Source organism: Larkinella bovis (genome assembly GCF_042655385.1).
Lineage (GTDB): Bacteria > Bacteroidota > Bacteroidia > Cytophagales > Spirosomataceae > Larkinella > Larkinella bovis.
The window spans coordinates 378455-396754 of sequence record NZ_JBHSMA010000005.1; the positions used below are offsets into that span (position 1 = coordinate 378455).

Annotated in this window: 14 protein-coding genes; 6 read left to right on the plus strand and 8 right to left on the minus strand. The window is 53.5% G+C overall.

The genetic code is table 11. The features are described 5' to 3' along the window. Positions 1-22 precede the first annotated feature (22 nt). Together ACFPMF_RS18005 and ACFPMF_RS18010 are read right to left on the minus strand one after the other, a co-directional pair. The gene (locus tag ACFPMF_RS18005) at positions 23-1066 is read right to left on the minus strand and encodes an aminopeptidase (protein ID WP_379847870.1); all 1044 of its coding nucleotides are present in this window, start codon (positions 1064-1066) and stop codon (positions 23-25) included. A gap of 14 nt (positions 1067-1080) precedes the next feature. Then, a complete protein-coding gene (locus ACFPMF_RS18010; protein ID WP_379847873.1) occupies positions 1081-2142 on the minus strand; it encodes a hypothetical protein in 1062 nt (353 codons plus the stop codon). A gap of 212 nt (positions 2143-2354) precedes the next feature. On the opposite strand from ACFPMF_RS18010, the gene recA reads away from it, so the two are divergent. Further along, positions 2355-3425, plus strand: a complete 1071-nt coding sequence (recA, locus tag ACFPMF_RS18015; protein WP_379847876.1) for a recombinase RecA — start codon at positions 2355-2357, stop codon at positions 3423-3425. A 143-nt stretch (positions 3426-3568) separates the two neighbouring features. Here the strand turns inward: recA and ACFPMF_RS18020 are convergent, their stop codons facing one another. Beyond that, complete coding sequence (locus ACFPMF_RS18020) at positions 3569-4387, minus strand: PhzF family phenazine biosynthesis protein (protein ID WP_379847878.1); 819 nt, start codon at positions 4385-4387, stop codon at positions 3569-3571. 95 nt (positions 4388-4482) lie between these two features. Between ACFPMF_RS18020 and ACFPMF_RS18025 the strand changes: the two genes are divergently transcribed. Further along, the gene (locus tag ACFPMF_RS18025) at positions 4483-5934 is read left to right on the plus strand and encodes an aminotransferase-like domain-containing protein (RefSeq protein ID WP_379847881.1); all 1452 of its coding nucleotides are present in this window, start codon (positions 4483-4485) and stop codon (positions 5932-5934) included. A 35-nt stretch (positions 5935-5969) separates the two neighbouring features. Here ACFPMF_RS18025 and ACFPMF_RS18030 read toward each other — a convergent pair whose 3' ends face one another. The 4 genes from ACFPMF_RS18030 to ACFPMF_RS18045 form a co-directional block, all read right to left on the minus strand. After that, positions 5970-7256, minus strand: a complete 1287-nt coding sequence (locus ACFPMF_RS18030) for a citrate synthase (protein WP_379847884.1) — start codon at positions 7254-7256, stop codon at positions 5970-5972. 385 nt (positions 7257-7641) lie between these two features. After that, positions 7642-8061 carry a hypothetical protein gene (locus ACFPMF_RS18035; protein ID WP_379847887.1) on the minus strand — a complete coding sequence of 140 codons (420 nt, stop codon included), beginning with the start codon at positions 8059-8061 and terminating at the stop codon, positions 7642-7644. A 115-nt stretch (positions 8062-8176) separates the two neighbouring features. After that, positions 8177-9319 carry an acyltransferase family protein gene (locus ACFPMF_RS18040; protein ID WP_379847889.1) on the minus strand — a complete coding sequence of 381 codons (1143 nt, stop codon included), beginning with the start codon at positions 9317-9319 and terminating at the stop codon, positions 8177-8179. Between the two features lie 233 nt (positions 9320-9552). Further along, complete coding sequence (locus ACFPMF_RS18045) at positions 9553-10446, minus strand: LysR substrate-binding domain-containing protein (RefSeq protein WP_379847892.1); 894 nt, start codon at positions 10444-10446, stop codon at positions 9553-9555. Between the two features lie 199 nt (positions 10447-10645). Here ACFPMF_RS18045 and ACFPMF_RS18050 point away from each other — a divergent pair, with 199 nt between their 5' ends. Next, entirely contained in the window at positions 10646-12286 is a 1641-nt protein-coding gene (locus tag ACFPMF_RS18050) for a glycerol-3-phosphate dehydrogenase/oxidase (protein WP_379847895.1), read from the plus strand. A gap of 87 nt (positions 12287-12373) precedes the next feature. Here the strand turns inward: ACFPMF_RS18050 and ACFPMF_RS18055 are convergent, their stop codons facing one another. Next, positions 12374-15040, minus strand: coding sequence for a cation-translocating P-type ATPase (locus ACFPMF_RS18055; RefSeq protein ID WP_379847898.1), 2667 nt, complete (start codon positions 15038-15040; stop codon positions 12374-12376). A gap of 266 nt (positions 15041-15306) precedes the next feature. Here ACFPMF_RS18055 and ACFPMF_RS18060 point away from each other — a divergent pair, with 266 nt between their 5' ends. From ACFPMF_RS18060 to ACFPMF_RS18070, 3 genes are all read left to right on the plus strand, one after another. Next, entirely contained in the window at positions 15307-15924 is a 618-nt protein-coding gene (locus tag ACFPMF_RS18060) for a TetR/AcrR family transcriptional regulator (RefSeq protein WP_379847901.1), read from the plus strand. 69 nt (positions 15925-15993) lie between these two features. After that, positions 15994-17259, plus strand: coding sequence for a TolC family protein (locus ACFPMF_RS18065; protein ID WP_379847904.1), 1266 nt, complete (start codon positions 15994-15996; stop codon positions 17257-17259). Positions 17260-17280: 21 nt separating this feature from the next. Then, positions 17281-18210 (plus strand): HlyD family secretion protein, encoded by a 930-nt coding sequence (locus ACFPMF_RS18070; RefSeq protein ID WP_379847906.1) that lies wholly within the window; start codon positions 17281-17283, stop codon positions 18208-18210. Positions 18211-18300: the final 90 nt, after the last annotated feature.

An 18300-nucleotide genomic window follows, 5' to 3' on the forward strand; every position in this document is an offset into this window, starting at 1 on the left:
CCGTTTGTCTGATCATTTGTATTTACAACGATGGATACGTCTTTTTCAGATACGCCAGATACTGATTAAAATTGCTGTTAAATTTCCCTTCAAATTCCTGCCGGAAGCGGTTTTGCTGCTGCCGGTACGTTTTATACCCCACGAAATACGCGTTATTGGGTAAATTCTGCTGGTTAAATCGACGCTTTTTAGTAACCGGTTTCCCCGCCGGGGGCCGCGTTTCCAGCGTATCGACGGTTTCAACGATCTGGTCGATCAACTGCCACTTCGTATCTTCCTTGACCCGTTCGGGCGTCGCTGGGTTGTAAGTGGCGTATAAACTATCCAATTTCCGGGTGCCGCGCAATATATGCTCGTCGTATTTTTCCCCGTACTGTTTCGAATCCAGATACCCGAGCGCTTCCGGAGAGTTGGCCCCGTATTTCTGGATCAGAAATTTTAGCGCCCCGTATTCTCCTATAAAGTCGGCCAGATTCTCGTTATACTCCAGATTGTCCTTCACAAACAGCGTGCCGTGCGTCAACTCGTGGATGATTAATTCGGCCAGTTGTCCTTCCGAACGTTTCAGCATGGACGACAGGATCGGATCTCGGAAAAATCCTAAGGTCGACCAGGCCGATACTTCATTTAAACGCGTATCAAAGCCCTGTTGTTTCAGGGACTCCAGTTCCTCCCGGGCGCGATCGTGTTCAAAGAATCCTTTGTAGGCGAAGGTGCCAATCACCGGAAACTTCCATTCCTTCGCTACCAGCCGGTATTTTTCCGACGCAACCACGACCCACAAAATCGGTTGGCCGTGCTGGTCGTAAAAAGTTGTGTAGTTTTTGGACGGATTAATGCCCAGGGAGTCAACGGAATAACGCTTAATTTCCTGAATAAGTTCAATTTTTCGTTTCAGCGAATCCGGAAATGACGGGTCGGCCAGCACCTGCTCGACCGGTTTGGTATTCCATAAAATCCGGAGTTGCCCCTTTCCCTGCATCCAGCCGTAACGGACCAGATCGCGGTACCAGATGCCCAGCACAATACATACGCCCAGAAGTGTCAGCAGGATTTTTTTGATCATGAACAAAGCAGACTTTAGTGTGTAAAATTGATATAGACCCCTTCCGAATGCTCAAAATGACCGCTATGGAAGTCATACAGCGGTTCAAACCGGATTGTTACCGACAGCCCCTCGGCAATCGGAATGTCTTTCAGGAAACGCACGATCAGCAGTTGACGCTGCGTTTCCTGGTAGGTGCTCTGGTACCGTCTTGAATAACTTTGATACAAATCGCCACCCAGTTCGGCCCGGTAGTCGTTGCCGTGCCAGTAGCTGGCCAGGACAGTTACCGGTTTCAGGGTAACGGTCAGGTTCGGGTAAAAAGCGCCCCCGGTATAGGAACGTTCGGCGTTCTCGGTATACCCCACAACGTACGAATCCAGCCGGACCGAACGGAAAAAACCGGGTCCGGCGTTCTGCCAGGCCAGGCTCAGGCTTCCGGCTGCGTTCAGGGCCGTTCGGACGGGCAGCGGGCTGTTGATGTTCTGCCCGCCCGCGTGAAAAACCGTGAGCTGGATGGGAACCGACACCGACCAGCCGGTGTCGATTAGTTTTCCTGCCAGCCTGGTTTCAAACGAAAAACCGCCCCAGAAATGCTCTTGCCGCGTGTAACCGGGTAACGTGTTCCGGAGGTAACTGACCCAGCCATCGAAGAAAGTGCGTTCGGTCAGGTGGTTGATTTGTAAGCCATTTTCAAGCCGGTTTTGCAGCAGCCGTTCGAACTGGTACAGGGGCTCGATCAGGCGGTGACCGACCGATCCTTCCAGCGTTCCGAACAGGTAGTTCCAGTTTTTATGCCGAAATTTTACTGTAAACGTCGGGGCAATCTGGGCAATGCGCTCCTGCCCAAAATCGTTCCGGAAAAATGCCCCAAGTTCCAGTACCACGTTCGGCGCAGGCTGGTAGGCGACGCGCGGATTAAGCTGGTAACCAAACAGGGTATACCCATCGGCAATCGGTCCGAAGTACTCGTTATTCTTCACAAAGCCAAGCATCGTCAGGCGAAAACGCAGTTGGTGGGTGCTATCAATGGCGAACCGCTGTTCCAGTTTCCGGTTATCGAGCTGGGCGTAATTTATATGCGAAATAAAACACAAATACAATACAACTATGGTAGTTTTTTGAAAATAGTCCGACTGGTTTTTGGAGAACTGTTTAATATATGTTAGTTTTAGCCCGATTAGTGCGCGAAGGATAAGCTTCATATATTATTGATTATTTTACAAGTCACCCTTGCAAATCTGGTCGCAAAATGCTAATTTTATAAGGTTAAACATACTAAAAATCATTTTTGCGTTAAACACATCACATGGCACAAGCACCTGCTAGTACGGCTAATGACAGCAAACTGAAAGCCCTGCAAACGACCATCGAGAAACTGGACAAAGCCTACGGGAAAGGAACCGTTATGCGCCTGAGCGAAAGCAAGGTAGTGGATGTTCCGGTTATTTCAACAGGTTCGCTGGGTCTTGATCTGGCGTTGGGGATCGGGGGTGTTCCACGGGGCCGGATCGTTGAAATCTACGGGCCGGAATCGTCGGGGAAAACCACGCTGACGATGCACTGCATCGCCGAAGCGCAGAAAAACGGTGGCCTGGCTGCCTTTATCGACGCGGAACACGCTTTCGACCGCACCTATGCCGAAAAATTAGGAATCGATACCAAAAACTTATTAATCTCGCAACCCGATAATGGGGAGCAGGCGCTCGAAATCGCCGAGCACCTGATCAGCTCCGGTGCCATCGATATCATCGTTATTGACTCCGTGGCCGCGCTGGTTCCGAAAGCCGAGCTGGAAGGCGATATGGGCGAAAGCAAAATGGGTCTGCAGGCCCGGTTGATGTCGCAGGCGTTGCGCAAGCTGACGGGGGTCATCAATAAAACCGGTTGCTGCTGTATTTTTATCAACCAGCTGCGCGAGAAAATCGGCGTCATGTTTGGTAACCCGGAAACCACAACGGGTGGTAACGCGCTGAAATTCTATTCGTCCGTTCGTCTGGATATTCGCCGGATTGGTCAAATTAAGGAAGGCGACGAGATTCAGGGGAACCGGACGAAAGTGAAAGTCGTTAAGAATAAACTGGCTGCTCCGTTTAAAGTCGTCGAGTTCGACATCATGTACGGTCAGGGAATCTCGAAAGTAGGGGAAGTGCTCGATCTGGCCGTTGAGCTGGAAATCGTGAAAAAATCCGGTTCCTGGTTCTCGTACGAGGGCAACCGCCTTTCCCAGGGTCGGGACGCTGTGAAGAACCTGCTGCTTGATAACCCCGAATTGATGGCTGAGCTGGAAGGAAAAATCCGGGCTCAGGTCAATGCTGACGAAGATGCTTTAGTCGATCCGATGGGCGGTTCTGAAGACGGCGAAGATACGCTCAATTAAGTTCTTCCGCAGTTGTGTTGCTTTGGAGAAATCGAAGCGGAGTATTTTAATTATTGTTTGACAAATGAAGAGGTGGTTGGCCGTTGCCGACCACCTCTTTTTTATGTTCTAAACCGTCCTTACGACCCGGCGGACGGGCTCGTTTACGCCGGATGTAGTTCCCGGTCGGGCAGCCGGAGAGTTCCTTCAATCAGCGTTACCGCCTGCCCTGTCAGCCGAACCCGGTCTCCCTCCAGCCGAACCTTCAGAACACCGCCCCGGGCCGAGGCCTGATACGCCAGGAACTCGGTTTTTCCCAGCCGCTCGGCCCAGAAGGGGGCCAGGCTGCAGTGGGCCGCCCCCGTAACGGGGTCTTCGTCGATGCCAGCGCCGGGTAGGAAAAACCGGGAGATAAAGTCAAACGGCGAATCGGCCTCGGCCCGACTGGTCACAATCACGGGCGCAAAGCGAGCCAGCGCCCGAAAATCAGGCCGCAGATTGCGCACGTCGGCTTCCGTCGCCACTTCGATTAAGTAACGATCCTGCAGGGATAGGACCGTCAGTGGTTCGACGCCCAACGTCTGAATGAGATCGGCGGGGAGCTCAGCCGGGGTTCCGTAACGGGCCGGAAAGTCCAGCTCAATCCAACCCGCTGGTCCGGGGTAGGCGATCAGTTCACCGCTCAGGGTTTGAAACCGGATCGGAGACTGGCTCGGCACACGCCCGGTTTGCCAGAGGATGTTGGCACTGGCCAGTGTGGCATGGCCGCACAACGCAATTTCCACGGTAGGCGTAAACCAGCGGAGACGGTACCCCGTCTCGGAGGCCCACAGGAAGGCGGTTTCGGACAGATTGACTTCGGCGGCAATGGCTTGCAGATCGGAATCGGTCAGCTGGTGGTTATCGAGAAGACAAATCCCTGCCGGATTGCCGGCAAAGGGTTGGTCGGTAAACGCATCGACCTGATAAAATGGAATGTTCATTACGAAATGAGTTGTTGTTGTGCTGCAAAATTCGGGCGTGAACTGTTACGGAAACAGATTCACTTTTTTAAATTTAGGGCATAACAGATTGAAAAATGACAACGCCATCCACCCCGGTTTTTCCGGATTTTCTGTACCAGAAAGTTGCTGAGCGATTTGAGCATCTGATAACGACCCGTGTTCTGAAAATCGGCGACAAACTTCCCTCCGTACGGGCTTTGAGCGCGGAGCAGGGCATTAGCCTGAGTACCGCTTTTCGGGCCTACAGTGAGTTGGAAATGAGGGGGATGGTGGAGGCCCGGACCAAATCAGGGTATTACGTCAGTTACCGGCCGCATCTTCAGGCCCCGACGTCCCGTGCGCCGGAACCGATCACCGATCCCGCCCGCATCAGCGTGGACGGGATGATTGCGCAGGTGTACCAGCAACGCAGCGCCGAAGGGATCACCCAGTTGGCCCTGGCAACGCCGGCGCTGGAATTACTGCCGCAGAGCAAACTCAACAAAACCCTTTCCGAAGCTCTGCGGACGCATCCGGCCAGTTGCCTGAATTACGAAGAGGTACAGGGAAACCGGTTGTTGCGGAAACAGATTGCCCGGTACGCGGTGGCTGGGGATATAGCCGTAACGGAACACGACATTGTGACCACACACGGCTGTGTCGATGCGTTGATGCTTTGTTTACGGGCAGTAACCAAACCCGGGGATACGGTTGCGATCGACAGTCCGACGTACTTCGGGATTTTTTCAGTTTTGCAGGGATTGAGCCTGAATGCCTTGCAGATTCCCACACACCCGATTGACGGCCTTGATCTGGCGTACCTGGAAAATGCCCTCGGCACGGTTCGGGTGGCGGCCTGTTTGTTTGTGCCAACGTTCAATAACCCGACCGGGAGCTGTCTGTCTGATGCCCGAAAACAGCGGTTGGTTGCCCTGCTGGCGGCCCACGAAATTCCATTGGTGGAAGATGATATTTACGGCGAGCTCTATTTTGGAAAACAGCGCCCCCGCACCTGCAAGAGTTTCGACCAGCAGGGGCTGGTGATGCTCTGCACCTCGGTATCGAAGTCGCTGGCACCCGGTTATCGGATTGGCTGGTGTATGCCTGGCCGCTTTCTGGCGCAGGTAATCAATCTGAAACGGATGATGGCGGTGGCTTCCACCACCCCGACGCAGGTGGCCGTGGGGCTTTTTTTCGAGAATGGCCGGTTTGATCTGCACATGCGCAAGCTGCGGAAAGCCCTGCACACGCAATGCCTGCAGTACAGCCAGGCGATTGCGCAGTATTTTCCGCCGGACGTGAAGATTACGCGACCGGAGGGCGGTTATGTTTTGTGGCTGGAAATGAATCAGCAAATTAACGCCTACGAGCTGTTCCAAACGGCGCTTCAGCACAAAATCAGCATCGCACCCGGCCCGATTTTCAGCACGGACGGACGGTTTACGAACTACTTCCGCATGAGTTTCGGAAAACCATTTGACAACCAGATTGCGGAAGGCCTGAAGAAATTAGGCGCATTAATCCAGCAAAAAGCCCCAGTCCGCTGAGACTGGGGCTTTTTGCTGAACCAACGGCCCGTCGTTTAGCGGTCGCCGATGGCTTTAAATTCGCGCAGCGTGGCACCGGTGTAAATCTGACGCGGGCGACCAATCGGTTCTTTCTGTTCGCGCATTTCTTTCCACTGAGCAATCCAGCCCGGCAGACGACCAATGGCAAACATGACGGTGAACATATTCGTCGGAATCCCCAGCGCCCGGTAGATGATACCTGAATAGAAGTCTACATTGGGGTAGAGCTTGCGCGATACGAAATATTCGTCGTGCAGGGCGGCTTCTTCGAGTCCTTTGGCAATTTCCAGAACCGGGTCGTTCACGCCGAGTTTGGTCAGTACGTCGTCGGCGGCTTTTTTAATGATTCTCGCGCGCGGGTCGAAGTTTTTATAGACCCGGTGGCCAAAGCCGAACAGCCGGAAGCCGGTTTTCTTGGCGTTTTTGGCCATATCGACATACTTGGCCACATCGCCCCCGTTGGCTTTGATTTCTTCCAGCATCTCGATCACCTCCTGGTTGGCGCCACCATGCAGCGGCCCCCAGAGGGCGTTGATACCGGCCGAAATCGACGAGTAAATATTGGCCCGCGACGAACCCACCAGCCGGACGGTCGAGGTCGAGCAGTTCTGTTCGTGATCGGCGTGCAGAATCAGGAGCTTGTTCAACGCACTCGAAACCACGGGGTCAACCTGATAGTCTTCCACCGGCAGCGCAAACATCATTTGCAGGAAGTTCGAGCAGTAGTCAAGCTGGTTTTTGGGATAATTCACCGGATGGCCCTGCGATTTTTTATACGACCAGGTCGCAATGGTCGGCAGTTTTGCCAGCAACCGAACGATATGCAGTTCCGTCTGATCGGGTGCTTTTTCATCGTACGAATCCGGGTAGAAGGCACTCAGGGCGCTTACCAGCGACGACAGCACGCCCATCGGGTGCGCGTTATTGGGAAATCCCTCGAAGATCTTCCGCATGTCTTCATTGACCATGGTATGCCGCCGGATTCGACCTTCAAAGGCATTGTATTGTTCTTGGGTAGGTAGTTCGCCGTAAATCAGCAGGTAAGCCACTTCCAGGAAGCTGGCTTTATCGGCGAGGTCTTCAATGGAATAGCCCCGGTACCGTAAAATACCTTCTTCACCATCTAAAAAAGTGATTGCACTCTGGGTTGCACCGGTATTTTTATATCCTTTATCTAACGTGACGTAGCCCGTCTGATCGCGGAGGTTGGAAATGTCAATGGCTTTTTCCTGTTCGCTACCAACAACGGTTGGAAATTGGTAGGTTTTGCCATCGACAGATAGTTCGGCAGTGTTTGACATACGTATGGGGTAGAGTGAATCAATGAATTATGAACTGGGTTAATCGGGTTAATCTGCAGTAACGGAGCAGATTCGTACTTGTATTTCGATTCATCAGGTGTGAATAATAGGACGGGAATATAACGGGCGAAATTAGGCAAAAACCGGCAATGACAATCAGTTGCTACCGTAAAAACGCAGGATTTGTGCAAAATCTACTTGTTTAACCCCAAATGATTTGCTTTAGTTGCGTTATGTTTTAATGAATTTCGATCCTTCAGGACTCTTCGAATTGGCGGCAGGCGGCTGCTCGTTTGCCTCCGTTCAGGCCGGGTTTCAGGTGCGGGGCGTTCCGCAATTTTTCAGGAAGCGATCCGGAGTCCGCCTGCTTGAATCCAACAGGTGCTTACCGTCCTTTTTTAGGCTTTACCGTAATGACATCATAGGCTGTTTTGCCAAAGACAATCGAGAGAATAACGGGCAACAAAATGGCACCGGTTTTAAAACCGGACCCGGTAAACTGATACGCGCCCCCCGAAAACCGGGTATACGTTTGAAAAACCAGGAAAAGACACAAGACAAACAGCCCAACGGCCAGCATAACGGCCAGTGGCCCGCTCATCGCCTTCCGGATGACCAGACTGATCACTAACGCGACGAGCACCGTTGCGGCTACTGTAGCCATGGCTTTGGGCAGGGTTTCGAGGTAATCGTGGTCGTACCAGAAAATACCAAGTTGCCCGATGAGGTTCGGGTGGGCCAGCAGCCAGGCATCGACAAGGGTAAGAATCAACAGTACGAGATAATAAAACAGGTTGGTACGCATTAGAAAACAGGGGTTAAAAAAAGCCAATCTTCGGGATATTTCGTGAATAAAAAAAGCCTCACAAGAGGCTTTCTGATGCAATTCTCTCCCGCATCAGGTTAACGTTACCGTACGATCATTTTGTGTAGACGGGCCGATTTTCTGAACCAAACGCACCACCGGACCGGGCGATTAAAGTGCCTTTGATCCCAAACCGGTTGAGAGAAAGGGTATTGCACCAGGTCAGGAGCGGTTTTTCGACATGCCGGTGAATTTGCCCGCTGAACCAAAACAGGCCGATAAGGAGTCCCAGATTGGCGGGCAGGACGTAGGCCGGGAGATTTAACCGTACTAACGCCTGGGTAACAACCATAATAACCGGTACATGAATCAGATACAATACATACGAAGCATCACCGAGCTTTAGCAGCCAGGGTGAGCACCGAAAACGGCCGGTTTTTTCGAATTGGATCAGACTCAGCAGGATGACGGTAGCGGGTAGTCCCAAACCCCAGACCCTGAACCCGATTTCGGAAGAATGAATTCGTTGGCCCATCCAGAAAAAAAGTACAACGGCCAGGCCCGCCAGAAGCCGGGGCATTGGAATAATGAAACGTTGTACAATGAAGTAGGAAAGGATGCCAAAACCGAATTCGAGGTTAAAAGGACTGAACAGAAAATCCTGAAACGGGAGTCGGGGAAAACCGGAAAATTCAGTCAACGGAGCCAGACTAACAGACAGAGTTGCTGTCAGAATCAGCAGGGGAATCACGAGCAGAAACCGGGATAAAATGAGCAGACCAAACAAACTATAAAAATAGATTTCGTGGCTGAGGGTCCAGGTTACGGGCAGAATGCCTTCGTGGGTCGGAAGGAGCAGCATCGCTTTCAGTATCGCAACGGACTCAAACCGGAAGGGTAGCCACGCCAGTGAAGGGGTAAAAACATGTAAGGTAAACAGCCCTGCCGTCGCCAGTAGAAAGCAGAGCCAGTAGAAGGAATAAATCCGCATCAGACGTTTTCTAACGTAAGCGAAAAACTGATTCGGGGTATTGATTTTAGACAGGCTGGTGTGGGTGATGAGAAAACCGCTGATGATAAAGAACAAATCGACTCCGCCGAAACCGGCATTAAAACAGCGTAGAATAGGCGAGTGAATGCCCACCTGCTCCATTTTCATGGATAAATGAAAGAGCGTGACCAACAAGGCGGCTGCGGCCCGTAAGGTTTGAATGGAAACAAAATTTTGGGGTAAAGCATTGACCGGACGGAGAAACATGGGGTAATGATTGGTTTTTAGATGAAATAAGCGGGTGGGACTACCCTGGGAATACCATCCGCTAGCGCATTCCGATGCGTCCGTGTGGCAATCAATACATAGAACATATGAATGGTATCTCTTAGATGGATACCATTGAGATGCAAAAAGTTAGAAATGGTAACAATGTATGCGCAAGCAATTATTGGTAAAATAAAAGAACCCAGCTTTGGTAGCGGGAAAAGGAAGGGATATCAGGGCGTATAATACCGCCGGGCGTAGGTCATAAAACCGGCCGCCAACCCTTCCGGCAAACCTTGCAGATGGACAAAGCTGAATGCTCGCGGAAGGCGAAAATCCTTGATGGCGACAACCTTGAGCTGTCCGCTCCGAACCTCCTTCTCGATGGCTCTCGAGGAAAGGATCGACAGGCAATTGGCATGTTCCAGAAACGATTTGATGCTTTCGGTGCTGCCCAAATTCATGATAACCATTAGGTTGCCGGGCTTGATGCCCCGGGCCTGGAGGGCGGTTTCCAGGACTTCCAGCGTTCCCGAACCGCGTTCGCGCAGGACCATCGGAATGGTGTATAATTCGTCGAGGGTGATTTCTTTCAGGCGGCTGTAGCGGCTGCTGGTGTGGACGACGGCCACGAGTTCGTCTTCCAGAAAGTCGTGGTATTTCAGGCCGGCATGATGTTTTTTCCCTTCGACAATACCCAGATCGATTTCTTTGGAAAAAACCGCATTTTCGATCATTTCCGTATTGCCGGTCAGCAGGCTGAGCTGGATGGTTGGATACCGTTCGTAGTAGGACGCCAGTAAGGGGGAAATCAGGTATTGGGCAATGGTGGTGCTGGCCCCCAGCCGTAAACTGCCTTTTAACTGACTTTTGAAGGTATTCAATTCAAAAAGCGCTTCCTGGTACAACTCGAAAATCTGCCCGGCATACCGGAACAACACTTCGCCGGGGGGCGTCAGCACAATGGAATTGCCCTTCCGGTCGAACAACCGCAGACCGAGCATATCCTCCAGCGCCTTAATGTGTTTGGTCACGGCGGGCTGGGTGATGAACAACTCGGCGGACGCTTTCGTGAAACTGTGGTGACGGGCAACGCTGTAAAATACTCTCAGTCGGAAGTCTTCCATAGGTCAATAAGGAATCGGTATCAATAACCAAAGGTAATGGGAATGGGCGAAAAATGGCAGAAAAGGCCGAATGGTTCGTGTAGTTTATAACCAGGCTGGTGGATTAAATAACTTATTTCGCGGAGTTGGGGGGCGAGTTGCCGACTATAGCGGAGACTCTGCGTACCTTTGTGGCTCTTCGGAAATAACTGGGCCCCTTATGCAACGAAACCACCATCTCGAACAAGCCGAAAATCAGGAATTTGACCTTTGCATCATTGGCGGAGGAGCCACCGGCGCAGGCTGTCTGCTCGACGCGCAAAGTCGGGGACTGAAAGCCATTCTGATCGAGAAACACGATTTTGCTTCCGAAACCTCCAGTAAGTCGACAAAACTGATTCATGGCGGGGTGCGGTATCTGGAACAGGCAGTCAAACAGGCGGATCTGAACCAGTATCATATGGTGAAAAAAGCCCTGCGCGAGCGGCTGATCCTGATCCGCAACGCGCCCCATCTGGCTCACCCGCTGGCGTTGCTGACGCCCTGCATGAGCTGGATGGAAGGCATTTATTATACCGCCGGGCTGAAAATGTACGACACCCTTTCGGGCGATCTGAGCATTGGCAAAAGCGAATGGCTGAACAAGGAAGAGGCTTTGAAACGCAATCCGGCGCTCACGCATAAGATTCACAGCGCGGTTTTGTATTACGACGGCCAGTTAAACGACGCCCGCTACAACATGTCGCTGGTGAAAACCGCCATGCAGTACGGCGCGGTGGCGCTCAACCATGCCGAAGCCCGTACCTTCGAGAAAGATGCCACTGGCCGTCTGGCGGTTTTGCACGTTCGGGACTCGCTGACGGGGAGGCTGTTACGGGTTCGGGCTAAACGGTTTATCAACGCAACGGGGCCGTTTGCCGACCGCATCCGCCTGCTGGCGAATCCGGAAATGGGCCGGCGAATGCGCGTCAGTAAAGGCGTACACATCATCATTCCAGGCGAATTGATGCCCTCGGAAACCGCCATTCTGGTGCCCAAAACCGACGACGGACGCGTGGTTTTCATTATTCCGTACAACGGCAAACTGATGATTGGTACCACCGAAACCGAGTCCGAACTGACCGAAACCGAGCCGGTGGTGGAGCGGGCGGAAGTCGATTACCTGATCGGTTACGTGAACCGGTATTTTAACAAACCGATCCATGCCGACCAGGTCATTGCCGGTTTTGCCGGTTTGCGCCCCTTGTTGCAGGCCGATCCCAACGCCGATACGAAGCAACTGGTGCGCGACCACGAAGTCGAAGTGGATCCAACTTCGGGTTTAATCAGCATTCTGGGGGGCAAATGGACCACCTACCGGCTGATGTCGAAAGATACCATCGATAAGTTTTACGAGCTGGAAGGCCAGGCTGAAAAACCGTGCGTCACCGACCACATCAAACTCGTCGGCGCCGAAGGCTACGCGGATGATTTCTGGAAAGTGCTGGTCAATAAATACGCCGTTCCGGAAGCCGTAGCTAAACACCTGAACCGGCAGTACGGAACGGAAAGTCTGGAAATTGCGCAGCTGATGCGCGAACAGCCGGACTGGAACGAACGACTTGCCGAACACCTGCCGCATACCAAAGCCGAGGTGGTTTTTGTGGTGCGGGCCGAAATGGCGCAGACGCTCAAGGATGTGCTGGCCCGGCGGTTTGGCCTCGAGCTGACCGACTGGGAATCAACCGACGAGATTACCGAAACTGTCGCCGATCTGATGGCCGCCGAACTCGGCTGGACCGCCGGGGAGCGCCAGAAAGCGGTTCAGGATTACCACGCCGAACTCGACTGGTTTCGCAAATCCGCCGGTTTGATGGTGTAACCGAACGGTTGCCCTATGGACGGTTTTTCAGGAGTTTCCGCAGGGGCACGCTGAGCTATACCCCTGCGGAATAGAACCGGGAAGGGGTTATTGACGACGCCAGCGCAGGATTGCTTTCACGATCTGGACCAGGATGATGGGGGCGACACCGGCGGCTACAATGAGCCAGAGTTCGGTACTGGGGATCGTGCCAATACTGAGCACCTGCGCCAGAAAAGGTACGTAATACGTTAACGCCAGAATCAACAGGCACAGGCCGATGGCGTACCAGATGTACCGGTTCCGCGTAATTTCGTTTACAAAAAAAGACCGACCGGAGCGCAGGTTAAATACGTGCAGGATTTGCGCAAAGGATAAAGCGTAAAAAGTCAGGTTGTTGCCTTCTTTTTCCGTGAGCCCCAGTTTCTGCGTACCAAGCAGATAGGCGCCGAGTACCGAGGCCGTGAGGGCCAGTGCGTAGAAAACCACCATCCGCCAGTCGCGGCCGTCCATGATCGGTGTTTTCGGATCGCGGGGGGGGCGGTGCATCAGACTCGAGTTTTCACGGCCAACCCCCAGCGCCAGCGCCGGAAATACATCGGTAACGATGTTGATGAACAGAATCTGCAAGGGCAGCAGCGGATTGCCAACATTCAGAAAACCGGCGAAGGTGACGACGAAAATCTCGCTCAGGTTACACGATAGCAGGAACAGCACAAACTTGCGGATGTTTTCGAAAATCACCCGCCCCTGAGCAATGGCAGTGACAATAGACGCAAACGAATCGTCTTTCAGCACCATATCGGCGGTTTCGGCGGCCACCTGCGTGCCCCGGAGACCCATCGCAATGCCAATGTCCGACTTCTTCAGGGCGGGGGCATCGTTGACGCCGTCACCGGTCATGCCGACAATGTCACCGTGTTGTTGGTACAAATCGATCATATCCAGTTTCTGCGCCGGACTGACCCGGGCAAAAACCCGGCATTTCAGCAACTCTTTTTTGTCGGCGGCTTTGAGTTCACCGAACGGTTTGAGGTCCTTGCCGGTCAGCACCATTTCTTCGCCGGGTTCGATCAGCCGCACTTTAGACGCAATCGTCAGTGCTGTGGCCGGATGGTCGCCCGTGACCATGATCACCTTGATACCGGCTTCGCGGCAGGCTTTCAGGGCGGGCGTCACGTCGGTGCGGGGCGGATCCAGAAAACCGATCAGGCCCACGTACGTCAGGTCGTTATCGGCAAAATCGTCACCGGGTTTGGTGTCGGTTTCCCGATAGGCAAAGGCCAGTGTTCGCAAACCGTCGGTAGCCATTTTTTCGGAAAGGTCGTAATACGTTTTCCGGGAGGTTTCGTCCAGCGATTGGCAACGGTCCAGCACTTCCTCGGCAGCTCCTTTTACGGCCACGAAAAAACCGCCCTCGTGTTGGTGGAGCGTGCCCATAATCCGGGTGTCGGAGCTGAATGCTTTTTCGGCTTTGCGCGGAAAGTCCTGATGAATCTGGTCGGGATCGTGTCCGGCGGCCAGCGCGAATTTCAGCAGTGATACCTCCACCGGATCGCCCACTTCCTTGGGTTGCCCGTTGACAAGGTCGTAGTCGGCATTGTTGCAAAGCACGCCCACCCGAATCAGTTGCTGGTAGACGTCCGATTCGATAATGGCCTGGTCGCCGTCTACGACCGCCAGTTTTTTAGCCTCCGCATCCGCTTGGATTTCGGCGTATTGATCGGGCAGCTGGAGCGTATTGACTTCGATGCGGTTTTGGGTCAGCGTGCCGGTTTTGTCGGTAAAAATCACGTTTGTGCCGCCCAGCGTTTCGACCGCCGACAACCGTTTGACAATCACCTTCTTTTCGGCCAGTCGCAGCATACCGTAGGCCAGCGCGATGGTTGCCACCACCGACATGCCTTCCGGAATGGCCGCAATTGCCAGCGCCAGCGCGGTTTCGATCAATCGCAGCGGTTCTTCCTTCCGGATCAACCCGACCACCAGAAACAGGGTGGCCAGGCCGACCGTCACCCAGATCAGAACCTTCGCCAGTCCATCCAGTTTCGCTTCCAGCGGAGTGGCCGACCGCTTGGCTTCCTCGACCATCGTGGCAATTTTGCCAAGCTCGGTTTGCTGCCCGATACCCGTCACGATTGCGCGCCCGGTTCCGGCGGTCACCGGCGTTCCTTTGAAAAGCCGGTTGTGCTGATCACCCAGTGGCGATTCGGCAGGCGGCAAGTCCGTGTTCTTATCCACGGGCAGCGATTCGCCGGTCAGGGCGGATTCGTCGGTCTGTAATTGGCTGACTTCGAAAAGGTTGGCGTCGGCGGCCACCAGGTCGCCGGCTTCAACCACCAGCACATCACCGATCGTTACTTCCTCCGACGAAATCTCGCGAACCCGGCCGTCGCGCAGCACCCGCGCGGGCGTTGTGTCCATTTTCCGCAGCGCATCCATCGACTGCCGGGCGTTCCATTCGAGGATGAAACCGGTCAGGGCGTTGATGAGCAAAACGGCAATGATGGCAAACCCTTCGACGGTTTCGCCCAGAAAAAACGAGATCCCGGCGGCTGCCGCCAGAATATAGACAATAACCCCCGTAAACTGCCGCAGCAGGATGGTTAAAACACTTTCGCGTTTGACCTCCTGGAGGGCGTTGGGACCGAATTCTTCGTAGCGGTTTTGGGCTTCGTCGGCGCTCAGGCCTTTTTTGGGGTTAACCGCCAGATCGGTTACTAATTGGTCAATTGGGATCTGGTGCGGGTGATCGGGTACTGATAGAGTTGGCATAACATGGATGGGAAGAACTAAAGTAAATAACGATATTCCGGCCAAATGCCCAAACAGAAGAGGAATTTTGGCGAATTGCCGGCGCTTTTGTCGCTTGCTAATCAGTAGCCGTCTGTTTGGGGAAAGTTAGCTCGCGGAGTTGAGCGGAGATAAAAGGCACAGCGCCGAGGGGTTTTGATTTTCGCTTCACGCCATAAAATAATTCGTTTAAAAATATTTATTAAAAAAGTTTTTAATAAATCAGGTCTGCATGTACCTTTGCCGCAATGAAACCGAAACACACCGAACCAACGACCGAGCAGAAAATCAAGGAAGCCGCCAAGAAAGTATTCCTGGAACGCGGTTTCGACGGCGCGAAACTCCGGCACATCGCTGAAGAAGCCGGAACGACCATGGCGATGGTCAATTATTACTTCCGGAGCAAGGAGCAATTGTTTCAAAGTATTTTCCTGGAAACGATGGGCTCATTCCTGGGTCGGATCGTTGCGATCCTTAATGAAGAGGTTCCGCTGGAAATTAAAGTCTGGAAAGTAGTGGATAATTATACTGATTTTCTGCATACTAACCCGCATGTGCCGGTTTTTGTTCTGTCTGAACTACAGAAAGATAGTAGCGAGGTATTTGAGAAACTGAATCTGAAAAGCATGATTGAAACCGCCTATTTTACCAAACAACTGCAGATCGAAGGCGAAAAGGGGGCCATACGACGGGTAAAACCGTTGCAGCTTATTGTCACGATGCTGGGCAGTCTGATCTTCCCATTCATGGCAAAACCGATTGTCAGCTACATCGGCGGTATGGACGAAACGGCCTACCGTGCTTTCCTGGAAGAGCGAAAAGTGATTGTTTTTGAAACCGTTATGGTCTATTTGAAACCAACCTGATTTTTTTTGATCCGTTGTTAAAAGACTTTTTAAAAATAAAATTTAGAAGGAGATTTTAAAGCCGCTTTTATGAAACCGTTATCCGCACTGTTCCTTGGGTTGTCACTGGTCGTATCGGCCCGGGCGCAATCCGTCATAACGTTGGAACAATGTTATGACGCCGTTCTCGCCCACGATCCGCTGGCCCGGCAACGCGAAATTGTGCAGCGAACCGGCGACCTGACCGTGGCCAGTCTGGACAGAAACCGCCGACTGCCGCAGCTGGGTGTTACTGGCCAGGCCACCTGGCAATCGGAGGTGACCAAACTGCCCATCGAACTGCCGAACGTGCCGATTCCGCAACTGAGCAAAGACCAGTACAAACTAACGGCGGAAGTAAGCTATACGCTCTACGACGGCCAGCAGACGGCCCTTCAGAAGCAGGTGCAGCGGGCCAGCACGGCAGTCGGGCTGCAACAGGTGGCCGTCGAGCAAAACCGACTGAAAGATCAGGTTAACGCCTATTTTCTGAACATTCTGCTGACCGACGAAAACACCCGCCTGACCCGCGTCCGGCTGGAAGAACTGCAAAACCGCATCGTCAAAGCTGAAGCCGGGGTGCGCTTCGGAACCGTGGCCCCTGTGGGCGTGGATGTGTTGAAAGCCGAGGCCCTGAACGCCGAACAGCAACTGGCTCAGTTGGCCGCTACCCGCCGGGGCCTGCGCGACCAGCTTTCGATTCTGACGGGCCTTGCCCTGGCCGATAGCACACGCCTGGTGGTTGAAGAAGGGCAGGCCGCCAGGGGCAATCTGCCGCTCAACCGGCCGGAGTCGAAGCTGTTTGCGACCCAACGAACGCTGCTCGACGAACAACTCCGGCTCACCGGCAACCGGCTCCAGCCCCGGCTGAGCGTTTTTGCCCAGGGTGGAGCGGGCCGACCGGCGCTTAACTTCCTGAACAACGATTTTCGGGGCTTTTTTATCGGTGGGATTCGCCTGAGCTGGAACCTGTCGGCGGCTTATACCCTCCGCAACGACCGGGCGGTTTTGGCCCTGAACCGGGAACAGATTGGCGTTCAGCAGACCGTATTCGACCGGAATCTGGCGTTGCAACTCCGGCAACAGCAAACCGAGATCGACCGCATCACGGCCTTGCTGGAAAAAGACCGGGAAATCAGCGCCTTGCGCACGAAAATCCGGCAAACTGCCAGTGTTCAGTTGGATAACGGGGCGATGGCGGCCCGCGATTATACCACCGAACTCAATGCCGAGGCCCAGGCGCTATTGAACGAGAAAACCCACGAGTTACAACTGCTGCTGGCGAAGATCCAATACCGTACGCTCACCGGCAATTAATCCCTTTATACGTTCCAAACCATGAAATCCATACTGATTATCCCAGTGTTACTGGTTAGCCTGATGGCCTGCGAAACCGAACCGCAGTCGGATGCCTACGGCAATTTTGAAGCCGTCGAAACCATCGTGTCGGCGGAAGCTACCGGGGCCTTGCAAAAACTAACCGTCGAGGAAGGCCAGACGCTGAAAGCGGGCGAAACGGTCGGGCAGATTGATCCGCTCCAGCTGGAACTTCGGAAAGCCCAGCTGCTGGCGAGCCAGCGGGCGGTTTCCAGCCGTTCGCCCAATATTCAGGCCCAGCTTTCGCCCTATGAGCAGCAGCTAGCCGTCCAGGAACAGCAGCTCAGGACACTGCAACGCGAGAAAACCCGTACGCAAAACCTGATTGCCGCCGGGGCCGCCCCGACGAAACAACTGGATGACATCAACGCCCAGATCGACGTCATCGAACGGCAGATGGCCCTCATTCGGCAGCAACGGACCGCCCAGCAATCGGCCCTGACCACGCAGCGGAGCGGCACCCTGTCGGAAGAAGCCCCCCTGGCGGAGCAGATCCGGCAGATCGACGACCAGATCCGGAAAGCGACGATTGTGAACCCGGCGGCTGGAACCGTCACCGTGAAGTTTGCCGAACCCGGCGAAGTGGTTAGTTACGGAAAACCGCTGTACAAAGTGGCCGACCTCGACCAGATTACGCTTCGGGCCTACATCAGCGGGGATCAGCTCGTGCGGGTCAAAACCGGGCAGTGGGTGAAGGTGCTGGTGGACGCGCCCAACGATCAGTTCAAAGAATACGCCGGAACGGTGACGTGGGTGTCGAGCAAAGCGGAGTTTACCCCCAAGGTCATCCAGACGAAAGACGAACGCGTTAATCTGGTTTATGCCCTGAAAATCAGGGTTAAAAATGACGGTGGCCTGAAGATCGGCATGCCGGGGGAGGTACGGTTATGAGGTTTCCGGTATACAGTTTCCGGTGACTGTCGCATTCTTGCTGACGGGTTAGACTTCGTGCGGCAGACACGGTAAACCTTATACTGAAAA